The sequence below is a fragment of the Nocardiopsis sp. iso_238 genome (assembly GCF_056173325.1).
In genome coordinates, this window is record NZ_CM149668.1 from 1,281,579 (window position 1) to 1,299,469 (window position 17,891).

Genomic DNA, 17,891 nt, shown 5'->3' on the forward strand with positions numbered 1-17,891 from the left:
GGCGACACCAGGAGGTACGCAGCGATGCCCGCACCACTGCGCGTGGCCCTCGACCAGGGCACGGGACGCAGCGGCGACCCCGCCTCCTCCCTCCACCGGCTCCGTGAGCGGGCCGGCGCGGCCGCGGCCTCGGGCGCGACCCTGCTGGTCACCCCCGAGATGTCGCTGACCGGCTACAACCTCGGGAGCCGGGTCCGGGACCTGGCCGAACCCGCGGACGGCCCCCTCCTCGCGGAGGTCTCCCGGATCGCCGCCGACACCGGCGTGGCGATCGTCTACGGCTTCCCCGAACTGGCCGACGGGGACGTGTACAACGCGGTGCGGCTCGTGGACGCCACGGGCGCCCCCCGCGCGCTCTACCGCAAGACCCACCTGTTCGGCGGACTGGACCGGGACCACTTCCGCGCCGGTGACGAACTGGTCGTCCAGGCCGACCTCGACGGCCACCGGATCGGCCTCCTCGTCTGCTACGACGTGGAGTTCCCCGAGGCCGTGCGGGCGCACGCGCGGGCCGGGACCACCCTCCTCGCCGTGCCCACCGCGCTGATGGCCCCGAACACGTCGGTCGCCACCCTCCTCGTCCCGGCTCGGGCCATGGAGAACCAGCTCCACCTGGCCTACGTGAACCGCTGCGACACCGAGGGCGAGCTCGACTACGTCGGGCTGAGCACGCTCGTGGGCCCCGACGGCGCCGAGCTGCTGCGGGGCGGGGCCACCGAGGCCCTGTTGGTCGGTGACGTCGACCCGGCCGTCACCGAGGCCTCCCGCGCGGAGCTCTCCTACCTGGGCGACCGCCGCCCGGACCTGTACCCCACCGCCTGACACCCGCCCCACCCCGCCGCGTCCGCGGCGGTCCACACCCTGCCCCAGCGAAGGAGGGCCCCATGACGTCCGCCGTGCCCACGTCCGCCGGTACCGCACCCGTGTCCGACCCCCGGACCGACGACCGTCCGCTGACCATGTCCGGGCCCGACTTCCCGTTCGCCTACGACGCGTTCCTGGCCCACCCGGCCGGGCTGGGCCAGGTGCCCGCCGAACACCACGGCACCGAGGTCGCGGTCATCGGCGGTGGGCTGTCCGGCATCGTCACCGCCTACGAGCTCATGAAGATGGGCCTGCGGCCGGTCGTGTACGAGGCCGACCGGATCGGCGGACGCCTGCGCACCGAACGCCTGCCCGGCGCCCCCGACGACGTGGTCGCGGAGATGGGCGCGATGCGCTTCCCCCCGACCTCCACGTCCTTCTGGCACTACGCCGACCGCATGGGTCTGCGCACCAGCCCCTTCCCCAACCCGCTCTCGCCCGCGACCCCGAGCACCGTCGTCGACCTCAAGGGCGAGTCGCACTACGCGACGCACCTCGACGACCTGCCCGAGCTCTACCGCGACGTGGCGCGCGCCTGGGACCGCACCCTGGAGAGCGTGGAGCACGCCCGCATGCAGCGGGCCATCCGCGACCGCGACGTGGCCACGCAGAAGGAGATCTGGAACCGGCTGGTCGAGCGGTTGGACAACCAGACCTTCTACGGTTTCCTGTGCGACTCCCCGGGCTTCGCGTCCTTCCGCGACCGGGAGGTCTTCGGCCAGGTGGGCTTCGGGACCGGCGGCTGGGACACCGACTTCCCCAACTCCATCCTGGAGATCCTGCGGGTCACCTACACGGGCGCCGACGACGACCACATGGGCATCGTCGGGGGAGTGGACCAGCTCCCGCTCCGTCTGTGGGAGGACGCCCCGGACAAGCTCGTGCACTGGGCGCAGGGCACGTCGTTGGCCTCGCTGCACGGCGGTGAGCCGCGTCCGGCCGTGACCGCGCTGCGCCGTACGGCGGCGAAGGGGTCCCCGGCGGGCAACCTCACCGTCACCGACTCCTCCGGATCCACCCGCACCTACCCGGCGGCCGTGTTCACGGCGCAGTCCTGGATGATGCTGTCCAAGATCGACTGCGACGACGACCTGCTGCCGATCGACCACTGGACCGCGATCGAGCGGACCCACTACATGGAGTCCTCGAAGCTGTTCGTGCCGGTGGACCGCGCGTTCTGGCGGGACCGGGACCCGGAGACCGGTCGGGACGTCATGAGCATGACGCTCACCGACCGCATGACCCGGGGCACCTACCTGCTGGAGGGCGAGGACCCGGACGGCCCGGCGGCCATCTGCCTCTCCTACACCTGGTGCGACGACTCGCTCAAGTGGCTGCCGCTGTCCGCCAACGAGCGCCTGGAGGTCATGCTCGCCTCGCTCGGCAAGATCTACCCGGACGTGGACGTGCGCTCGCACATCACGGGTGACCCGGTCACGGTCTCCTGGGAGGACGAGCCGTACTTCATGGGCGCGTTCAAGGCCAACCTGCCCGGGCACTACCGGTACCAGCGCCGCCTGTTCACGCACTTCCGCCAGGCGGACCTGGCCGAGCGGCACCGGGGACTGTTCCTCGCGGGCGACGACGTGTCCTGGACCGCCGGGTGGGCCGAGGGCGCCGTGCAGACCGCACTGAACGCGGTGTGGGGGGTCATGCACCACTTCGGCGGGGAGACCGACCCGACCAACCCCGGCCCGGGCGACCTGTTCGACGAGCTGGCCCCGGTCGCCCTCCCCGAGGACTGACCGGATCCGGCGGAGCTCCCGCGACCCCCTGATTCCCAGCGCCGAGGCGCCGAGGGTCAGGGGGTGTTCTCGTCCGGCGGGTCCGTGTCGGCGGTACCGGCGAGGATGGGCTGGTCGACCAGGCGGGAGAGCACCAGGGTGCTCTTCGTGCGGACCACGAAGGGCTCCGCGCCGATCCGCTCGATCACCTCTTCGAGGTGCTGGGTGTCGCGGGCGCGGACCTGCACGATGGCGTCGGCCTCCCCGGTGACGGTGCAGGCGGAGGTGACCTCCGCGTAGCCGGACAGGCCGATCCGGATCTCCCCGGGGGACGTGCGGGCGCGGCAGTACAGCTCGATGAAGGCCTCGGTGGTCCAGCCGATCGCCTGGGGCTCCACCACCACCGTGAAGCCGCGCACGGCGCCGGACTCGATCAGACGGTCCACGCGGCGCTTGACCGCGGACGGGCTGAGACCGACCCCGCCGCCGATCTCCGCGAAACTCGTCCGCGCGTCCGCGCCGAGCATCGCGATGATCCGCTCGTCGACACGATCAAGCCGCATTCTGCCCCTTTGTCCATTTCTGATCTGACCAGGCCACATGTTACCGGGGGAGTGCTCGGACGGGGTCCGTGTCGCTTCCTGTTGTCACGCTCAGTAGCGGTGAGAATGCATGAGGACATCCTGGCCGGTATCGGGGGTAAGCGAGTGCGTTCAACCTGCACACAGTGGGCAGCCGTCTCCGCCGGGGTGCTCCTGGCCTCACTGGTCGCCGTACCGGCGGCCCCGGCTGAGGCGGTCGCGCCGCCGACCACCCGGATCGACCAGACGGCGCTCGACTGGCGCCCCTGCGAGGACCTCGAACCGGTCAGCGGTACCGAGATGGAGTGCGCCACCCTCACCGTCCCCATGGCCAGGACCACCGGCGGTCAGCGCGTCGGCGACCTCCTGGAGCCCCTCCAGATCGCCCTCTCCCGGGTCCCCGCCACCGGCACCGCCGAACACACCATGCTGGTCAACCCCGGCGGCCCGGGCAGCGCCGGACGCAAGTGGGCCGCCCACACCCACAACCGCATGCCCGAGGAACTGCGCCAGACCTACGACGTGGTCGCCTTCGACCCGCGCGGCATGGGCGCCTCCACACCCAACGTCACCTGCGACCCCGGCTACTTCGCCCCCGTCCGCAAGGACTCCGTCCCGGCCGACGCCGCCGAGGAGCGGGCGCTGCGCGAGGACGCCGAGGCCTACGCCGCCGCCTGCGCCGAGAACACCGGGCCGCTCCTGGACCACATGCGCACCGAGGACACCGCGCACGACATGGACGCCATCCGCGTCGCCCTCGGACTCGACCAGATCGACTACCTCGGCTACTCCTACGGCAGCTACCTGGGCACCGTCTACGCCTCGCTCTACCCGGACAGCGTGCGCGCCGTGGTCCTGGACAGCGTCGTCGACCCGAGCCTGCCCTGGTACGAGAGCAACCTCCTCCAGAGCCGGTCCCTGGACCACGCGGCCGCGAACTTCTTCGACTGGATCGCCCGCCACGACGCCACCTACGGTCTGGGCGCCGACGGCGAGACGGTCGCCGCCGCCTTCTACGACCTGCGCGCACGGCTCCGCGAGGCCCCGCTGGAGGACACGGTCGGCCCCACCGAACTGGACGGCGCCGCCTCCGTCGTCGCGTACAGCGGCAACTCCTGGCCGACGGTCGCCGCCGCCCTGGCCGCGCAGGTCAACGACTCCGACCCGGCCCCGCTCCTGGAACTCCACGAGAACTACGGCGACGACGCCGACAGCGACCCCGGCTTCGGCGGGTACCTCGCGGTCCAGTGCACCGACGCCCCGTGGCCGCGCGACTGGGACACCTGGAACAGCGACGCCCGGCGGATCCACGAGGAGGCGCCCTTCCTGGGCTGGCACAACATCTGGTACAACGCTCCGTGCGCCTCGTGGTCCGGTGAGTCCGCCCCCTGGTTCAAGGTCGGTACCGGCCCGGAGGAGCACCCCGCCTACGACGGCGACGTGCTCGTCGTGCACGCCACCGAGGACGGCGCCACCCCGATCGCGGGCGCCTACTCCCTGCGCGAGCGCCTGCCCGGCTCCTCGCTGGTGATCGAGGACGGCGGCATCACCCACGGCGTCGCCCTCACCGGGAACGCCTGCGTGGACGAGACCGTCGTCGCCTACCTCCGGGACGGGACCCTGCCCGAACGCGGCGAGGAGGGCCCCGACGTCACCTGCGACGCCCGGCCCGAGCCCAGCCCGCGCGACGCGCAGGGCGCCGAGGCCGCGCAGGTGGACCGCCTCGGACCGATCGGACTCGAAACATCCAGGTGAGTCCGGACAGACGGTCTAATAGGCTGGAATCGGCGCGAATTCGTCGTGGGCCCACGAACCGATCCGGTGACCGCCGGAGACGGTGACCGGGAAGATGGGGGAGATGCGATGCTGCGGACCTCGGCGGTACGGATTCTGGGAGAACGCGACCGGGAGGCCGTCCGCGCGCTCCTGGACGAGGACCCCGTGGGCAACGTCTTCGTCGCCTCACGACTGATGACCACGGGCATGACCGGCGGTGCCGGGGCCGAGGTCTGGGGCCACACCGAACGCGGCAGACTCACGGCCCTGTGTTACTCGGGAGCCAACCTCGTCCCGGTCAACGCCGGGCCCGCCGCCGTGCGCGGGTTCGCGGACCACGCGCGTTGGCGCGGCAGACGCTGCTCCTCGATCGTCGGCCCCGTCGAGGCGGTCAGCGACTTCTGGGAACAGATCACCCCCGCCTGGGGGCCGGCCCGCGCCATCCGCGCCAGCCAGCCGGTCCTGGAGATCAACGGCCCGCCCGTCGTCGCCCCCGACCCCCTGGTGCGCCGGGTCCGCGTCCACGAGATCAACACCCTCGTCCCCGCCTGCGTGGCCATGTTCACCGAGGAGGTGGGGGTCCCGCCGGACTCCGGCGACGGCGGCGCGCTCTACCGCGCCCGCGTCGAGGAGCTGGTCCGCACCGGCCGCGCCTTCGCCCGGATCGAGGACGGCCGCGTGGTGTTCAAGGCCGAGATCGGCGCCGTCACCCCCCAGGCCTGCCAGGTCCAGGGCGTGTGGGTCCACCCGGACCTGCGCGGCCAGGGGTACGCCAGCGCGGGCATGGCGGCCGTGGTCAACTACGCCCGAGCCGAGATCGCGCCCCGGGTGACCCTGTACGTCAACGACTTCAACGCCCCCGCCAGGGCCACCTACCAGCGCGTCGGCTTCCGGCAGGTCGGGGAGGTCATGTCGGTGCTCTTCTGAGCCTGACGCATCCCCGCCAGGTTGCGGACCGACCCGGGACCGGCGCCGACGCCGCTCGGTACCGTGGACGGGCTCCCTCACCCCCGCCGCAGAGAGGCCCCATGCTCCGCAACCCGACCGGCCGCGCACGGCTGGGGCTGGCCCTCCTCCTCGCCCTGCTGACGGTGCTGGGCCCGCTCAACATCGACATGTACCTCCCGGCCTTCCCGGAGATCTCCGACGACCTGGGCGCCAGCGCCTCCCAGGTACAGCTGAGCCTCACCACCTGCCTGGTGGGCCTGGCCGTCGGTCAGGTGGTGATCGGCCCGATCAGCGACGCCCGGGGCAGGCGCGGGCCGCTCCTGGTCTGCGTGGCCCTGTTCGTCCTCTCCTCGGCCCTGTGCGCGCTCGCCCCCAACACCGGGGTCCTGGTGCTGGGACGCTTCCTCCAGGGCTTCACCGCCAGCGCCGGGGTGGTGCTCTCCCGCGCCGTGGTGCGCGACGTCTTCGACGGCACCGCGCTCACCCGGTTCTTCGCCCTGATCATGGTGGTGGTCGCGGTCGCCCCGATGGTCGCCCCGGTCGTCGGCGGCGGGGTCCTGCTCCTGCCCTCGGCCACCTGGCGCAGCGTCTTCTGGGCGCTGGCCCTGCTCGGCGCCGTGATCCTCCTGGTCACGGCGGTGCGCCTGCCGGAGTCCCTGCCCGAGGAACGGCGTATCCCGGGCACACCGGGCGGCAGTCTGCGCGCTCTGGGCGAGCTGTTCCGGGACCGCCGCTACCTGGGGTACACGCTCATCGTCGGCCTGCTGCACGGCGGCAGCTTCGCCTACGTCGCCGGGACCCCCTTCGTCTACCAGGAGATCCACGGGGTGTCCCCGCAGGTCTTCGGGTTCCTCTTCGGCGTGAACGGCATCGCGATCATCCTCGGGAGCACCGCCGTGGGCCGCCTCAGCGACCGCCACGGCGAGCGCTCCCTGCTCGCGGTGGCCGTGGTCGGGGCGGTGTCGGCCACCGCCGTGGTGCTCGCCACCGCGTTCCTCCAGGGCCCGCTGGTCCTGCTCGTCGTGCCGATCTTCGTCTACATGACCTGCATGGGCATGATCCTCACCGGTTCGTTCGCGCTGGCCATGGAGGGCCAGGAGAACCGGGCCGGGAGCGCCAGTTCGCTCCTGGGGGCCCTGCCGATGATCATCGGCGCCGTGGTCGCGCCCATGGTCGGCCTCTACGAGACCACGGCGGTGCCCATGGGCCTGCTCCTGTTCGGCAGCTCCGCCCTGGGCCTGCTGGTCCTGGTCACCCTGGCCCGCCCCGCCGAACACTCCGCCGCCCGTGAGGTCGACCCCCTGCCCTGAACGTGGACGGGGGGCGGGCGCACCACGCGCCCAGCCCCCCGTCGCCTTCGAGGTCCGGGTCAGCCCTCGGAGACGCGGTCCGTCGAGCCCTTCCGCTCGGCGTCCATGCCCAGGCGCTCGGGGGCGCCCGGGAAGGACAGCTCGAAGTCCGGGGTGTCCGCGATCAGCGCGCGCGTGTACTCGTGCCGAGGCGACGACATCACCTCGCCCACCGGGCCGTACTCGACGATCTCGCCCTTGTTGAGGATGGCGACCCGCTCGGCGATGTTGGACACCAGGGCGATGTTGTGCGTGACGAACAGCAGCGCCATGCCCTGGTCCTGGAGCTCGCGCAGCAGCTTCACGATCTCCGCCTGCACCGAAACGTCCAGCGCCGACGTGATCTCGTCGCACACCAGCAGGTCCGGGCCGGTGGCCACCGCGCGCGCGATGCACACGCGCTGGCGCTCACCGCCGCTGAGCTGCTCGGGGAAGCGGTCCGCGTAGGAGGCGGGCAGCGAGGCCCGCTCCAGGGCCCGGGCCACCACGGCGTCCGGGTCGTCGGGGCGGCCCACCAGGTGCCGGTAGGGGCCCAGGATCTGCTCGCGCACCCGCTTGCGCGGGTTCAGCGCCTCGTACGGGTTCTGGAACACGTACTGCACCCGGCGGCGCTGCTCCGCCGTCCGGCGGTAGCTGCTGGTGGCCAGCGGCTCACCGTCGAAGAGGATCTCGCCGGTGAACTGGTGGTGCAGGCCCGCGACCGAACGCGACAGGGTGGTCTTGCCCGAACCGGACTCGCCCAGCAGCGCCACGCACTCACCCCGGGAGACCGACACGTCGATCCCCTCCAGCACCTGCGTGCGCCCGTACCCGGCGGCCAGCCCGGAGACCCGCAGCAGCGGCTCCTCCTCCGGCTCGGGCTCCTCGTGCCCGGAGGTCTTCAGCAGCGGCACCGCCATCAGCAACTGGCGCGTGTACGCGTGCCGGGGGTCGGACAGCACCGCCCCGGCCCGACCGTGCTCCACGACCTCGCCCCGGTACATCACCGCGATGTCGTCGGCCAGGTCGGCCACCACGGCCATGTCGTGGCTGATGTACACGCCGGCGGTGCCGTAGTCGCGGGTCATCGACCGGATGGTCTCCAGCACGTGCGCCTGCGTGGTCACGTCCAGGCCGGTGGTCGGCTCGTCGAGCACGATCACCTCCGGGCGGCCCACGAACGCCATCGCGATCGCCACCCGCTGCTGCTGCCCCCCGGAGAGCTGGTGCGGGTAGCGGCGCAGGAAGGCGTCGTCGTCGGGCAGGGCCACCTCGCGCATGACCTCGCGGACCCGGTCCCGGGCCTCCTGGGCCGTCAGCGCGCCGTCGTGCAGGGCCTCGGTCAGCTGCACGCCCAGCCGCAGGGCCGGGTTGAGCGCGGAGGCGGGCGACTGCGGGATGTAGGCGACCGCGCGGCCCCGCAGCTCGCGGACCTCGCGTTCGCCGAGCGTGGCCAGGTCCCGGTCACCGACCATCACCTGACCGCCGACGATCTCCGTGGCGCGCTTGCAGTGCGCCAGCAGGGACAGGCCCAGGGTGGTCTTGCCCGAACCGGACTCGCCCACCAGCCCGAGGATCTCGCCGCGCTTCACGGTGATCGAGACGCCGCTGATGATCTCGACGTCCGAGGGGCGGCCGATCACGGTCAGCCCGTCGACCACCAGCACGGTCTCGCCGTCGCGGCGGTCCGCGCGTTCCGTCTTCTCGTCCAAGGTCACTTCTCGACCCCCCTGTCGATGCCGATCGCCGCGCGGGAGAGCCCGTCGGTGATGAGGTTGGCGCCGACGGTGAGCACCGCGATCGCCGTGACGGGCAGCGCGACCGCCCACGGCTGGATGGCCATGCCCTGGCGGTTCTCGTTGATCATCAGGCCCCAGTCCGCCGTGGGCGGCTGGAGCCCCATGCCGAGGAACCCGAGCACCGCCACGACGCCGATGGAGTAGGTCAGGCGCAGGCCCAGCTCCACCAGGAGCGGACTGGTCACGTTCGGCAGGATCTCCACCGCCATGATCCGCCAGCGGGGCAGGCCGATCGCCTCGGCCGCCTTCACGTAGTCCTGTTCGATCACCTTGCGGGTGGCCTCGCGGATCACACGGGCCACGCGGGGCATGTGCGAGATCGCGATGACGGCGACGATCAGCCACACCTTCGGACCGAGGATCGACATCACCAGCAGCGCGGCGATCAGCTGGGGGAAGGCCAGCAGCACGTCGTTGGTGCGCATGAGGACGTCGTCCACCCAGCCGCGGCGGTAACCGGCGATCACGCCGATCACCGTTCCCGCGGCCACACCGATACCGGCGGACGCGGCGGCCAGCAGCAGCAGGGTCCATCCGCCCCACAGGAAGCGGGTGAGGACGTCGCGGCCCCGGTTGTCACCGCCGAACAAGGTGCCGTCGACACCCGTCTCGAACGGCTTGGACACGAACTCGGTGGCCGTGTAGGGCGCCACGAACGGTCCCAGCACCGCGATCAGGACGATGAGCCCGGTCAGGGCGACACCGACCCTGGTGCGGCCGAACCGCCACGCGGTCCGGAACAGCCCCGGACGCCGCCGCGGCGACTCCGTGGCGGGTGTGCTCGTCGAAGGTCCAGTCATCGGTTCGCGACCCTCACCTTCGGGTTGGCCGCCAGCCCGATCACGTCCGCGACCAGGTTGACGAGGATGTAGATCCCCGCGATGAGCAGGACCACGGCCTGGATCAGCGGCACGTCACGGTTGCCGATGGCGTCCATGAGGACCTTGCCGACACCGGGGAAGTTGAACAGGAACTCGATGGCCACCACACCGCCGGCCAGCCAGGCCAGCTGGAGGGCGACCACCTGGGCGACCGGGCCGATCGCGTTGGGCGCGGCGTGGCGCCACAGCACCGTGCGCTCGCTCATGCCCTTGAGCCGCGCCTGTTGCACGTACTCGCTCTCCAGGACCTCGATCATCGTCGCCCGCATCATGCGCACGATCGGCGGCGCCACGGCCAGTGCCAGCGTGAGCACCGGCAGGACCCACTGTTCGGGGCCCCCGTCACGGGCGTACACGGACGGGAACACGCCGAGGCCGCCCGGTCCGAGCAGCAGGATCAGCAGGATGCCGACCACGAACTCGGGGACGGACGCCAGGACGAGGGTGCCCATGGAGGACGTGTGGTCGAAGGCGCGGTCGCGGCGCAGGGCGCTGAAGGCCCCGACGAACAGGGCGACCGGGGTCGCGACCAGGGCCGACAGGCCCATCAGGGTCATCGAGCTCCGCACCGGGTCGGTGAGGTAGTCGGCGACGGGCAGCCGGTTGGAGAACGACGTGCCCAGGTCGCCCTGGAGCAGTCCCTGGAGCCACTGCATGTACTGCACGGCCACGGGCTCGTGCAGGTTCAGCTGGTCGCGGAGCGCTTCCAACCGCTCCGGGGTGGCGTCGCGGCCCAGGATGAGCTGGGCCGCGTCGCCCGGCAGCGCCTGCGTGGCCGCGAAGACCACGAGGGACACCGCCCAGAGCGTCAGCGCTCCGAAGAAGAGGCGGACGACGATGAGTCGAGTCATGGTGAGCTTTCGGTAGCGGTCTGGAGGTGCGGGAACCGGATGTCCGCTACTGCTCCAGCCACATCGTGTGGAAGGCGTAGGAACCCAGCGGGTGACCGGAGACCGCCGGCTCCAGACCGTGCACCGAGGAGTGGTAGGCGTCGAGCAGGTTCACGAAGCCCCACACGATGTAGCCGCCCTCCTCGTGCTCGATCTCCTGGGCCTTGCGGATGAGCTCGTGGCGCGCGTCCTCGTCGGCGGTCTGACGCGCCTCCTCCAGGTGCTCCAGCCACTCCTCGTGCTCGCCCCACATGGTCTCGTTGTAGGGGGCGCCCACGACCGAGCCCTGGGCGGTCTGGGTGATGTAGTTCCGGGCGCTCCAGAAGTCCTGGCCGAAGGCGTACGGGAAGCCCTCCTCCGGGTTCCAGTAGTCGCTGGGGTTGACCCGGCGCAGGTTCACGGTGACCCCGGCCTCACGGGCCTGCTCCTGGAAGACCTCGGCGGCGGCGACCACACCGGCGCTGATGTCGGAGGTGACCAGCTCGACCTCCAGGCCGTCCTCGTGACCGGCCTCCGCGAGCAGGCGCTTCGCCTCCGCGATGTCCTGCTCGCGCTGGGGGACGTCCTCGGGGTAGGACGGGTCCATCCGCGCGTACATGTCGTTCCCGAGCTGTCCGTACCCGGCCAGCGCCTGGTCGATCATCTCCTGGCGGTCGACGATGAGGCGGAAGGCCTGGCGGACGCGGACGTCGTCGAAGGGGGCCTCCTCCACGTTCATCGTGAAGGGCAGCCACATGCCGGTCTCGGACTCCAGGATGTTCACGTCGGGGTCGCCCTCCATGATGGCGACCTGGACGTGCGGGACCTGGCTGATGACCTGGACGTTGCCGCTGTTGAGCGCGTTGACGCGGGCGTCGTCCTCGGGGAAGTTCACGATCTCCAGCTCGTCCACGTAGGGCAGGCCGTCGATGTGGAAGCCCTCGTGGCGCTCGAAGACGCTGTACTCCCCGACCTTGAACTCGGAGAACTTGAAGGGCCCGGCGCCGACCGGGTTCTCCGGGTCGTAGTCCACCGGGACGACGCAGTTGTAGTACTCGGCCAGCGCCTCGGGGAGGGTGACCAGCGGCTCGTCGACCGGGATCGTCATCTCCAGGTCGCTGACGACCTCGAGCTTCTCCGGGTCGACGCCGGGCATGTCACCCGCGCCGCGCATGGGGTTGTCGGGGTCGAGGATGCGCTGGAGGGAGTACACGACCGCCTCGGTCGTGACCGGGGTGCCGTCGTGGAAGGTCAGGCCCTCCTTGAGGACCAGCGTCCACTCGGTGCCGTCCTCGTTGGGCTCCAGCGACTCCGCCAGGTAGGGCTCGATGGTGCCGTCGTTGCCGAAGCGCATCAGCGCGGCGTACAGGGCGTGGTTGCGCGCGATGTCGACGTTGTCGGTGGGGTCGTGCGCGTCCAGGGTGTCGCTGGCGCCGCCACCGGCGACACCCACCTTCAGGCGGCCGCCGGACTGGGGCTCGCCGTCGCCGGAACCACCGGAGCCGGAGCCTCCGCCGCCGCACGCGGCCAGGACCGGGGCGACGGCCGCACCCGCGGCGCCGACCTTGAGGAGGCTGCGGCGGGAGGTGAGGTGGTTCAGGGCGGTGGTGGGGTCTTCGGACTGGGCTGGCACGGGGACACCTCGTGTGGGGACGGGAACTTCGGAGAGGCCGGGACCCTGGTGACAGACGGTGGCTTGGGGGTGCCCCCGGTAGGGATTGTCGGGATCGGCCCCAATCGATACTTGTTCGCACTACAGGAAGCGTCAAACGAGGTCGGGGCGGTGCCGGGCGCACCTCTGGGATTTCTTACGGCGTGTCCGGGATGGTGATTGAGGGATTGGTGACACCTGCTGTGGCCTGGGGGTTTCAGGCCGGACCGGAGGGCGCCCGGCGTGTCCGTTCGCGAGCACCGTCCGCGCCGTGGTAGATGCCCCGAGCGCGTTTTCGGCGTCCCCTGTTGTGTCCTCATCGTTGCCTGTGAGTAGTGAAAACGTGGCGTTTAGTCGCTTGTTTTCCGTCTTTGCCAGGCGCTCGATCACATAGGGTGACTCTCTTGGAGTGGCGTGAACGGGATCCCGGGGGCGTCGCGCCCACCGATGCGGGGGAGTGCGCGCGCCGGGCGCGGCCGGATGCGGCCAGGCATTGCCCGGGTGTTGCACGTCACATGGCCGGTCCTGGGGGCCGAGCTGTTTCCTTTGTCCACATCGGGGAGGACACGGGACGAGGTTTTGTGACCAATCCCCGGCGAGAGGAACCCAGGTGTGCTGTTCTGGACCCGGCACACCCTTGTCTAAGGTGAGTGCAGGCGGCGCAACCCGCGCGCCCGTCGCGGGTGATTGGAGTGACCGGATGGCTGAGGCGAGGCAACTCCGGGACTACGTGCCCGCGGAGGCCCCAGACGCCGTGACGTCGACCGCACCGAGGATCGACGTCGGGGACCTCACGGGTGGGGTCACCGACCACACCGTGTGGAGCTGCGCGGGAAACCTGACCGCGGTGCGGTCCATCCGCGCGCGGGTCCGTGAGTTCCTCACCAGGAACGGGCACGGCGACGGGGCCCTGGACGACGCGGAACTGGCCGTGAGCGAGCTGGCGACCAACGCCCTGCTGCACTCGCGCTCGGGTCAGAGCGGGGGCGTGATGACGCTGTTCATCCGCTCCGACGCGAACAGGCTCCGGGTGGCCGTGGCGGACCAGGGTGAGCGCGACCCGGTGGACACCGACAGCGGACACACCCGCGAGGACGGCGACGACTTCGGACGCGGCAAGTTCATCGTCGACAGCTGCGCCACGCGCAGCGGAGAGTACTGGAGCGAGGCCACCCACGTGACCTGGTTCGAGATCGACGACGAGGCGGACGGGAACGCGGTCGTCGAGACCGCCTGAGAGACCCCTCAGGGGGCGGATACGGGCCTCGGAGCCTCCGGGCCGCCCCACCCTTCAGTACGCGCTCCACGCCCGCCCGGGGCGCGCTCAGGGACGTACGTCTCCCCAGGCGTGGGTCGGACGGCACTGGCGCGGCGTTCCCACCCCTCGGCGGACGGAGCCCCGGCGGGCGCCTCCGGCGCTGACACCGACCCCCCGAAGACGACGGGCGAGACCGCCCCCGCGTGACCCACGAAGGCACGGCGCGGCCGCGAGCGGGCCCGCCCCGCGGTCCCGACGGTGCCGACGCCGTCAGCGGAGCCGCACGACGCGGGCCCGGCCGCGCCGACCGACCCGGCCTAGCTGGCGACGTCGGACTGCGGGTAGGCGATGCGCGTGGGGACGGGGTCGCAGGTGACCGTCATCCGCCGCCCCTCCGGAGGCGGGCAGTCCTCACCCGCGACCACGCACGACCCGGTCCACAGGGCCAGCGCCACCAGGGCCAGCCTGGTCGCCTCGTCCCCGGCCTCGCCCACCGCGACGACGTCGTCGGCGGTCAGCGCCAGCTCGCCCCGCAGCTCCGCGAAGCGGGCCAGCAGGTCGTGGTGGGTGTGCAGCGTGGTGAGGATGTCGTCCCCGGCGGGCTCGTAACCCAGGTGGCCGTTGTCGAAGAGGCCCCGTGCCGGGCTGTACACGTTCCCGTCCGGGCTCGGCAGCAGCAGCTCCCGGAACGGGGTGGTGCCCAGCGCGCTGCCGAAGGTGATGACCTGCCGGACCCGGGAGCGCTCGGCCAGTTCCAGCCCCCGCTCGGCCAGGTCCTCGCTCACCATCAGCAGCCGGGCGTCGGTCTCGGCCAGTGCCCGGCACTGGGTGCGCAGGTCGGATTCGGGTGTGACCGTCAGTGCCCGGCCCCCCACGGCCATGACCGTGTAGGAGGCGAGGAAGCGGTCGGGTGAGACGGGGGCCAGCACACCGACCACGTCCCCGAGACACATGCCGCGACGGCTCAGCCCCGCGGCCGCCTGCTCGACGGTGGCCGCGAAGGTCAGCGCGTCCATCCGTCCGGAGGCGCCGCGAATCGTCCCGCCGCGCGCGGTCCGCAGACGCAGCCGCTCACACAGCCCACCGGTGAGCGATCCGATCGGGTCGTCCCTACGCGGCAGATGACGGCCGGGTCGTCCGGTTCCTGAAGTCAGCCCTACCCCCATGCGTTCCCCCACTCGAACGGTCTCCGTGTGGGCCCGCTGCCCGGGCTCGTCACGCCCCCTCCACGTGGCGAGCCCGGAAGCGCCGCGCCGGACGTTCGCCGCGAGGGACCTCCCCAGGTTTCCCCTCGCGCCAGCACGGTTGCCCACCGGTCCCGGGAACCCTCCCGGTACCGACGGCGCGACGATCCCCGGGGGTTCGGCCCGGGGTCCGACGGCCGTTTCTGGGACTGGCCGAACACCGTTCGCACGGTGCCGGGAGCCCGAAGTCCCATGGCTTTGAGCCTAGCGCGTTCATGGCAATATGCACATGCATCTGGCCATGCAGATGCATATGTAGATTCGTGGTCGGGCGAGAACTACACAACCCGCGCGGGAACCGGCCGACCCGTCCGCGCGGGGTGCTCGCGGCCCGGTCAGCCCGTACGGTGCCGCTTGATCCACGCGCTGATCTGCGTGCGCGAGTTGAAGCCCATCTTCCGATTGATGTTGGCCACGTGCCGGGCCGCCGTCGAGGACGTGATGAACAGGGTCCGGGCGATCTCGGGGTTGCTCTTGCCGGTGCTCACCAACTGGGCGATCTCCAGCTCCCGCCGGGTCAGCAGCTTCCCGGGGCTGGCCGTCTCCGGTGAGGGCGGGACCGGCACGGGCTTCGGAGCGGACGCCGCCGCGTCCCCCGGACGTTTCCGGCGCGCGGGCCGGGGGGCCGGGTAACGGCCCTCCTCCGCCAGCCGCTCCGCCTCACGCACCGCCTCGGACTGGCCCAGGGCGTGCCCCTGCTCCCACCAGACCACCATCTGGCGACGGCGTCGGCGCCCCCGCTCCTCGTCCTCGAACGGCCACGGGGCCTCCCGCACGGGCAGCCCGACCCGGGAGCGCAGCGCCGTGGCAGCCCCGGCCAGACGGCAGGCGGGCTCGCGCAGTCCGGAGCCGAAGGCCACCCTGGCCAGCGCCACCAGACTCCGGGCCGCCTCGGCCCGTTGACCGCTGGCGTGGCTGAGCAGCAGCCCCTCGCTCAGGTAGTCGTAGGCCTGGCTGGTGTGGCCCTGGGCGTGCGCGACCCGGCCGATCCCGGCCAGGCAGCGCGCCTCCTCGGAGACCGCGCCGATCAGCCGCTGGGTGTCCAGGGCCTCCCGGTAACAGCGGTCGGCGGTGATCAGGTCGTCGTTGAACTCCGCCGCGCGGGCCTGGTTGATCAGGGTCACCCCCACCCCCCAGCGGTGGTCGATCCCCCGCAGCAGGGTGAGCGCGGCGTTGTAGTGCTGGTCGGCGGTGGGGTAGTCGCCCTGCTGGGCGACCAGGGCCGCCCGGCACCCGAGGGCGATCGCCTCGCCCCACAGGTCCCCGGCCTCCCGGCACAGGCGCAGGGCCTCCTCGACCCGGACCGAGGCGCGGTCGAGGTTGCGCTCCCGCACCTCCACCAGGGCGAGCAGGCTCAGGCAGGTGCGGACGAACACGTCGTCACCGGCCTCGCGGCACAGCCGAAGCCCCTCCTCACCCGCCTCCAGGGCCAGCGCGTGGTCCCTGCGCACACGTGCCAACTGGGCCCGGCCGACCAGCGCCCGCGCCCGTGAGGGCGCCTTGGCGGTCTCCTCCAGCGCCAGCAGGCGGTCCATCCAGTGCGCGCCCTCGGAGTAGTTGTTGTGGCTCACCCAGTGGGCCACCAGGCTCACGCAGAGCCGCAGCCCCGGTTCGGCCGCGCCCTTCTGGAGGGACCAGCGCAGCAGGGACCGGAGCGTGTCGTACTCGGCGATCACCCGTTGGCGACCGGCATCCCGCTCGGACCACGGCATGGACCGGCTCGACTCCAGCCGCCGACCCAGGTCCTCCGCCAGGCGCAGCATGCGCGCGAGCAGGCGTTCCTGGAACACCTCGGACTCGCCCGAGGCCACCAGCCGCTCCTGCGCGAACCGGCGCACCGCCTCGGGCAGCCGGTAGCGCACGCGGCCCTCGAACTCACCGGTCACCGTGATCAGGGAGCGGTCGAGCAACGACGTGAGCAGATCGAGGATGGTCGGCTCGGGCACGGACTCGTCCGCGCACACCTGCTCGGCCAGTTCCAGGTCCCAGCCCCGGAACACCGAGAGGCGGCGCAGCAGCACGCGTTCGGGCTCGGGCAGCCCCCGGTAGACGAAGTCCAGCACCAGCGGCAGCACCTCGCTGCGCGAGACGGCCTGCCCGGGGCCCGGTTGGAACACCGGGGAGGCCAGGTGGGCGCGGAGCCCCGCGGTGAGCGCGGCGATGCCCTCCTCGGGGGCCCGGGCGCCCAGCACCTCGATCCCCAGCGGCACCCCGCCGCTCAGGTCGCACAGGGTCGCCACGGCATCCAGTTCGGGGCCCGAGGCGGTGAAACGGGGGTCGCGCGCACGGGCGCGGTCCATGAACAGCCGCACCGACTCCGCGTCGGCGGGGTCCGGGGGAGGGGCGTTGCGCGGGGCCACCGGCAGGGCCATGGCGGGCACCCGCCACACCGTCCCCCCGGCCAGCCGCACCGGCACCTCGCTGGTGAGCAGGACCGACACGGCGGGGCACTCCGCGAGCAGGGTCTCCCCGACCTCGGTCACCTCGTCCGCGATGTGCTCACAGGAGTCCAGCACCAGCAGGAGTCTGCGGTCCCGCAGCGCCTCGGTCACGGTCACCCCGAGGGGCAGGCCGGGTTCCTCGACCACCCCCACCGCCTGGGCGATGCGGGCGTGCACCTCCAAGGGGGTGCGTACGTCGGTGAGATCGGCGATCCACACCCCGTCCGGGAACGACACGGTGGACTGCTCGGCCACACGCAGGGCCAGCCGTGTCTTGCCGATGCCGTCGGCGCCGCAGAGCGTGACGGATCTGCTGGAGCCGAGCAGGCGGAGCAGATCGCTCAGATCTCGCTCCCGGCCCACGAAGCTGGTGCCCGGCAGGGGGAGATTGTGCCGCGCTGGCGCGGTCAAAGGTGCCATGGCCTTCACAAGTAGGGGCTGTTGGGGGTTGTTCTCACCACGGAGGATACGAGGGGGGATGGGCGCGGACGTCATCGAGGTGGGCGAAGGGGCTTGGGCTTTCTGGT

At 72.0% G+C, this 17,891-nt stretch carries 13 protein-coding genes; 6 read left to right on the forward strand and 7 right to left on the reverse strand.

Going from position 1 to position 17,891, the window contains the following annotated elements:
- The first annotated feature begins 24 nt into the window (after positions 1-24).
- Both AC0VYL_RS05730 and AC0VYL_RS05735 read left to right on the forward strand, forming a co-directional pair.
- Positions 25-822: a carbon-nitrogen hydrolase family protein gene (locus tag AC0VYL_RS05730; protein WP_475482516.1), complete on the forward strand. Its 798-nt coding sequence runs from the start codon at positions 25-27 to the stop codon at positions 820-822.
- A gap of 62 nt (positions 823-884) precedes the next feature.
- Positions 885-2,609, forward strand: coding sequence for a flavin monoamine oxidase family protein (locus tag AC0VYL_RS05735; RefSeq protein ID WP_475482517.1), 1,725 nt, complete (start codon positions 885-887; stop codon positions 2,607-2,609).
- 56 nt (positions 2,610-2,665) lie between these two features.
- On the opposite strand, the gene AC0VYL_RS05740 is transcribed toward AC0VYL_RS05735, so the two are convergent.
- Positions 2,666-3,151, reverse strand: a complete 486-nt coding sequence (locus AC0VYL_RS05740) for an Lrp/AsnC family transcriptional regulator (RefSeq protein ID WP_475460017.1) — start codon at positions 3,149-3,151, stop codon at positions 2,666-2,668.
- 105 nt (positions 3,152-3,256) lie between these two features.
- Here AC0VYL_RS05740 and AC0VYL_RS05745 point away from each other — a divergent pair, with 105 nt between their 5' ends.
- The 3 genes from AC0VYL_RS05745 to AC0VYL_RS05755 all read left to right on the forward strand — a co-directional run bounded on the left by AC0VYL_RS05745 (position 3,257) and on the right by AC0VYL_RS05755 (position 7,203).
- Positions 3,257-4,924, forward strand: coding sequence for an alpha/beta hydrolase (locus AC0VYL_RS05745; protein WP_475482518.1), 1,668 nt, complete (start codon positions 3,257-3,259; stop codon positions 4,922-4,924).
- 108 nt (positions 4,925-5,032) lie between these two features.
- Entirely contained in the window at positions 5,033-5,872 is an 840-nt protein-coding gene (locus AC0VYL_RS05750) for a GNAT family N-acetyltransferase (RefSeq protein ID WP_475482519.1), read from the forward strand.
- Positions 5,873-5,973: 101 nt separating this feature from the next.
- The gene (locus AC0VYL_RS05755; protein ID WP_475482520.1) at positions 5,974-7,203 is read left to right on the forward strand and encodes a multidrug effflux MFS transporter; all 1,230 of its coding nucleotides are present in this window, start codon (positions 5,974-5,976) and stop codon (positions 7,201-7,203) included.
- A gap of 59 nt (positions 7,204-7,262) precedes the next feature.
- On the opposite strand, the gene AC0VYL_RS05760 is transcribed toward AC0VYL_RS05755, so the two are convergent.
- Genes AC0VYL_RS05760 through AC0VYL_RS05775 form a run of 4 tightly spaced genes read right to left on the reverse strand, consistent with a single transcriptional unit; the run spans position 7,263 to position 12,403 of the window.
- Complete coding sequence (locus tag AC0VYL_RS05760; protein ID WP_475460026.1) at positions 7,263-8,939, reverse strand: ABC transporter ATP-binding protein; 1,677 nt, start codon at positions 8,937-8,939, stop codon at positions 7,263-7,265.
- Positions 8,936-9,820: an ABC transporter permease gene (locus AC0VYL_RS05765; protein ID WP_475460028.1), complete on the reverse strand. Its 885-nt coding sequence runs from the start codon at positions 9,818-9,820 to the stop codon at positions 8,936-8,938. Before AC0VYL_RS05765 ends, AC0VYL_RS05760 begins: the two co-directional genes overlap by 4 nt.
- The gene (locus AC0VYL_RS05770; RefSeq protein WP_475460031.1) at positions 9,817-10,752 is read right to left on the reverse strand and encodes an ABC transporter permease; all 936 of its coding nucleotides are present in this window, start codon (positions 10,750-10,752) and stop codon (positions 9,817-9,819) included. The genes AC0VYL_RS05765 and AC0VYL_RS05770 overlap by 4 nt, the downstream gene beginning before the upstream one ends.
- A gap of 46 nt (positions 10,753-10,798) precedes the next feature.
- On the reverse strand, positions 10,799-12,403 hold the full coding sequence (locus AC0VYL_RS05775; RefSeq protein ID WP_475482521.1) for an ABC transporter substrate-binding protein: 1,605 nt from the start codon (positions 12,401-12,403) through the stop codon (positions 10,799-10,801).
- Positions 12,404-13,121: 718 nt separating this feature from the next.
- Between AC0VYL_RS05775 and AC0VYL_RS05780 the strand changes: the two genes are divergently transcribed.
- Positions 13,122-13,658 (forward strand): ATP-binding protein, encoded by a 537-nt coding sequence (locus AC0VYL_RS05780; RefSeq protein ID WP_475460035.1) that lies wholly within the window; start codon positions 13,122-13,124, stop codon positions 13,656-13,658.
- A 338-nt stretch (positions 13,659-13,996) separates the two neighbouring features.
- Here AC0VYL_RS05780 and AC0VYL_RS05785 read toward each other — a convergent pair whose 3' ends face one another.
- Entirely contained in the window at positions 13,997-14,845 is an 849-nt protein-coding gene (locus AC0VYL_RS05785; RefSeq protein ID WP_475460038.1) for an AMP-binding protein, read from the reverse strand.
- Positions 14,846-15,258: 413 nt separating this feature from the next.
- Complete coding sequence (locus tag AC0VYL_RS05790; protein WP_475482522.1) at positions 15,259-17,775, reverse strand: LuxR C-terminal-related transcriptional regulator; 2,517 nt, start codon at positions 17,773-17,775, stop codon at positions 15,259-15,261.
- Between the last annotated feature and the right edge of the window lie 116 nt (positions 17,776-17,891).

Coding starts and splice junctions, on each gene's coding strand:
- AC0VYL_RS05730 (WP_475482516.1), top strand. CDS start 25: ATGCCCGCACCACTGCGCGTGGCCCTCGACCAGGGCACGGGACGCAGC.
- AC0VYL_RS05735 (WP_475482517.1), top strand. CDS start 885: ATGACGTCCGCCGTGCCCACGTCCGCCGGTACCGCACCCGTGTCCGAC.
- AC0VYL_RS05740 (WP_475460017.1), bottom strand. CDS start 3,151: ATGCGGCTTGATCGTGTCGACGAGCGGATCATCGCGATGCTCGGCGCG.
- AC0VYL_RS05745 (WP_475482518.1), top strand. CDS start 3,257: ATGCATGAGGACATCCTGGCCGGTATCGGGGGTAAGCGAGTGCGTTCA.
- AC0VYL_RS05750 (WP_475482519.1), top strand. CDS start 5,033: ATGCTGCGGACCTCGGCGGTACGGATTCTGGGAGAACGCGACCGGGAG.
- AC0VYL_RS05755 (WP_475482520.1), top strand. CDS start 5,974: ATGCTCCGCAACCCGACCGGCCGCGCACGGCTGGGGCTGGCCCTCCTC.
- AC0VYL_RS05765 (WP_475460028.1), bottom strand. CDS start 9,820: ATGACTGGACCTTCGACGAGCACACCCGCCACGGAGTCGCCGCGGCGG.
- AC0VYL_RS05770 (WP_475460031.1), bottom strand. CDS start 10,752: ATGACTCGACTCATCGTCGTCCGCCTCTTCTTCGGAGCGCTGACGCTC.
- AC0VYL_RS05780 (WP_475460035.1), top strand. CDS start 13,122: ATGGCTGAGGCGAGGCAACTCCGGGACTACGTGCCCGCGGAGGCCCCA.
- AC0VYL_RS05785 (WP_475460038.1), bottom strand. CDS start 14,845: ATGGGGGTAGGGCTGACTTCAGGAACCGGACGACCCGGCCGTCATCTG.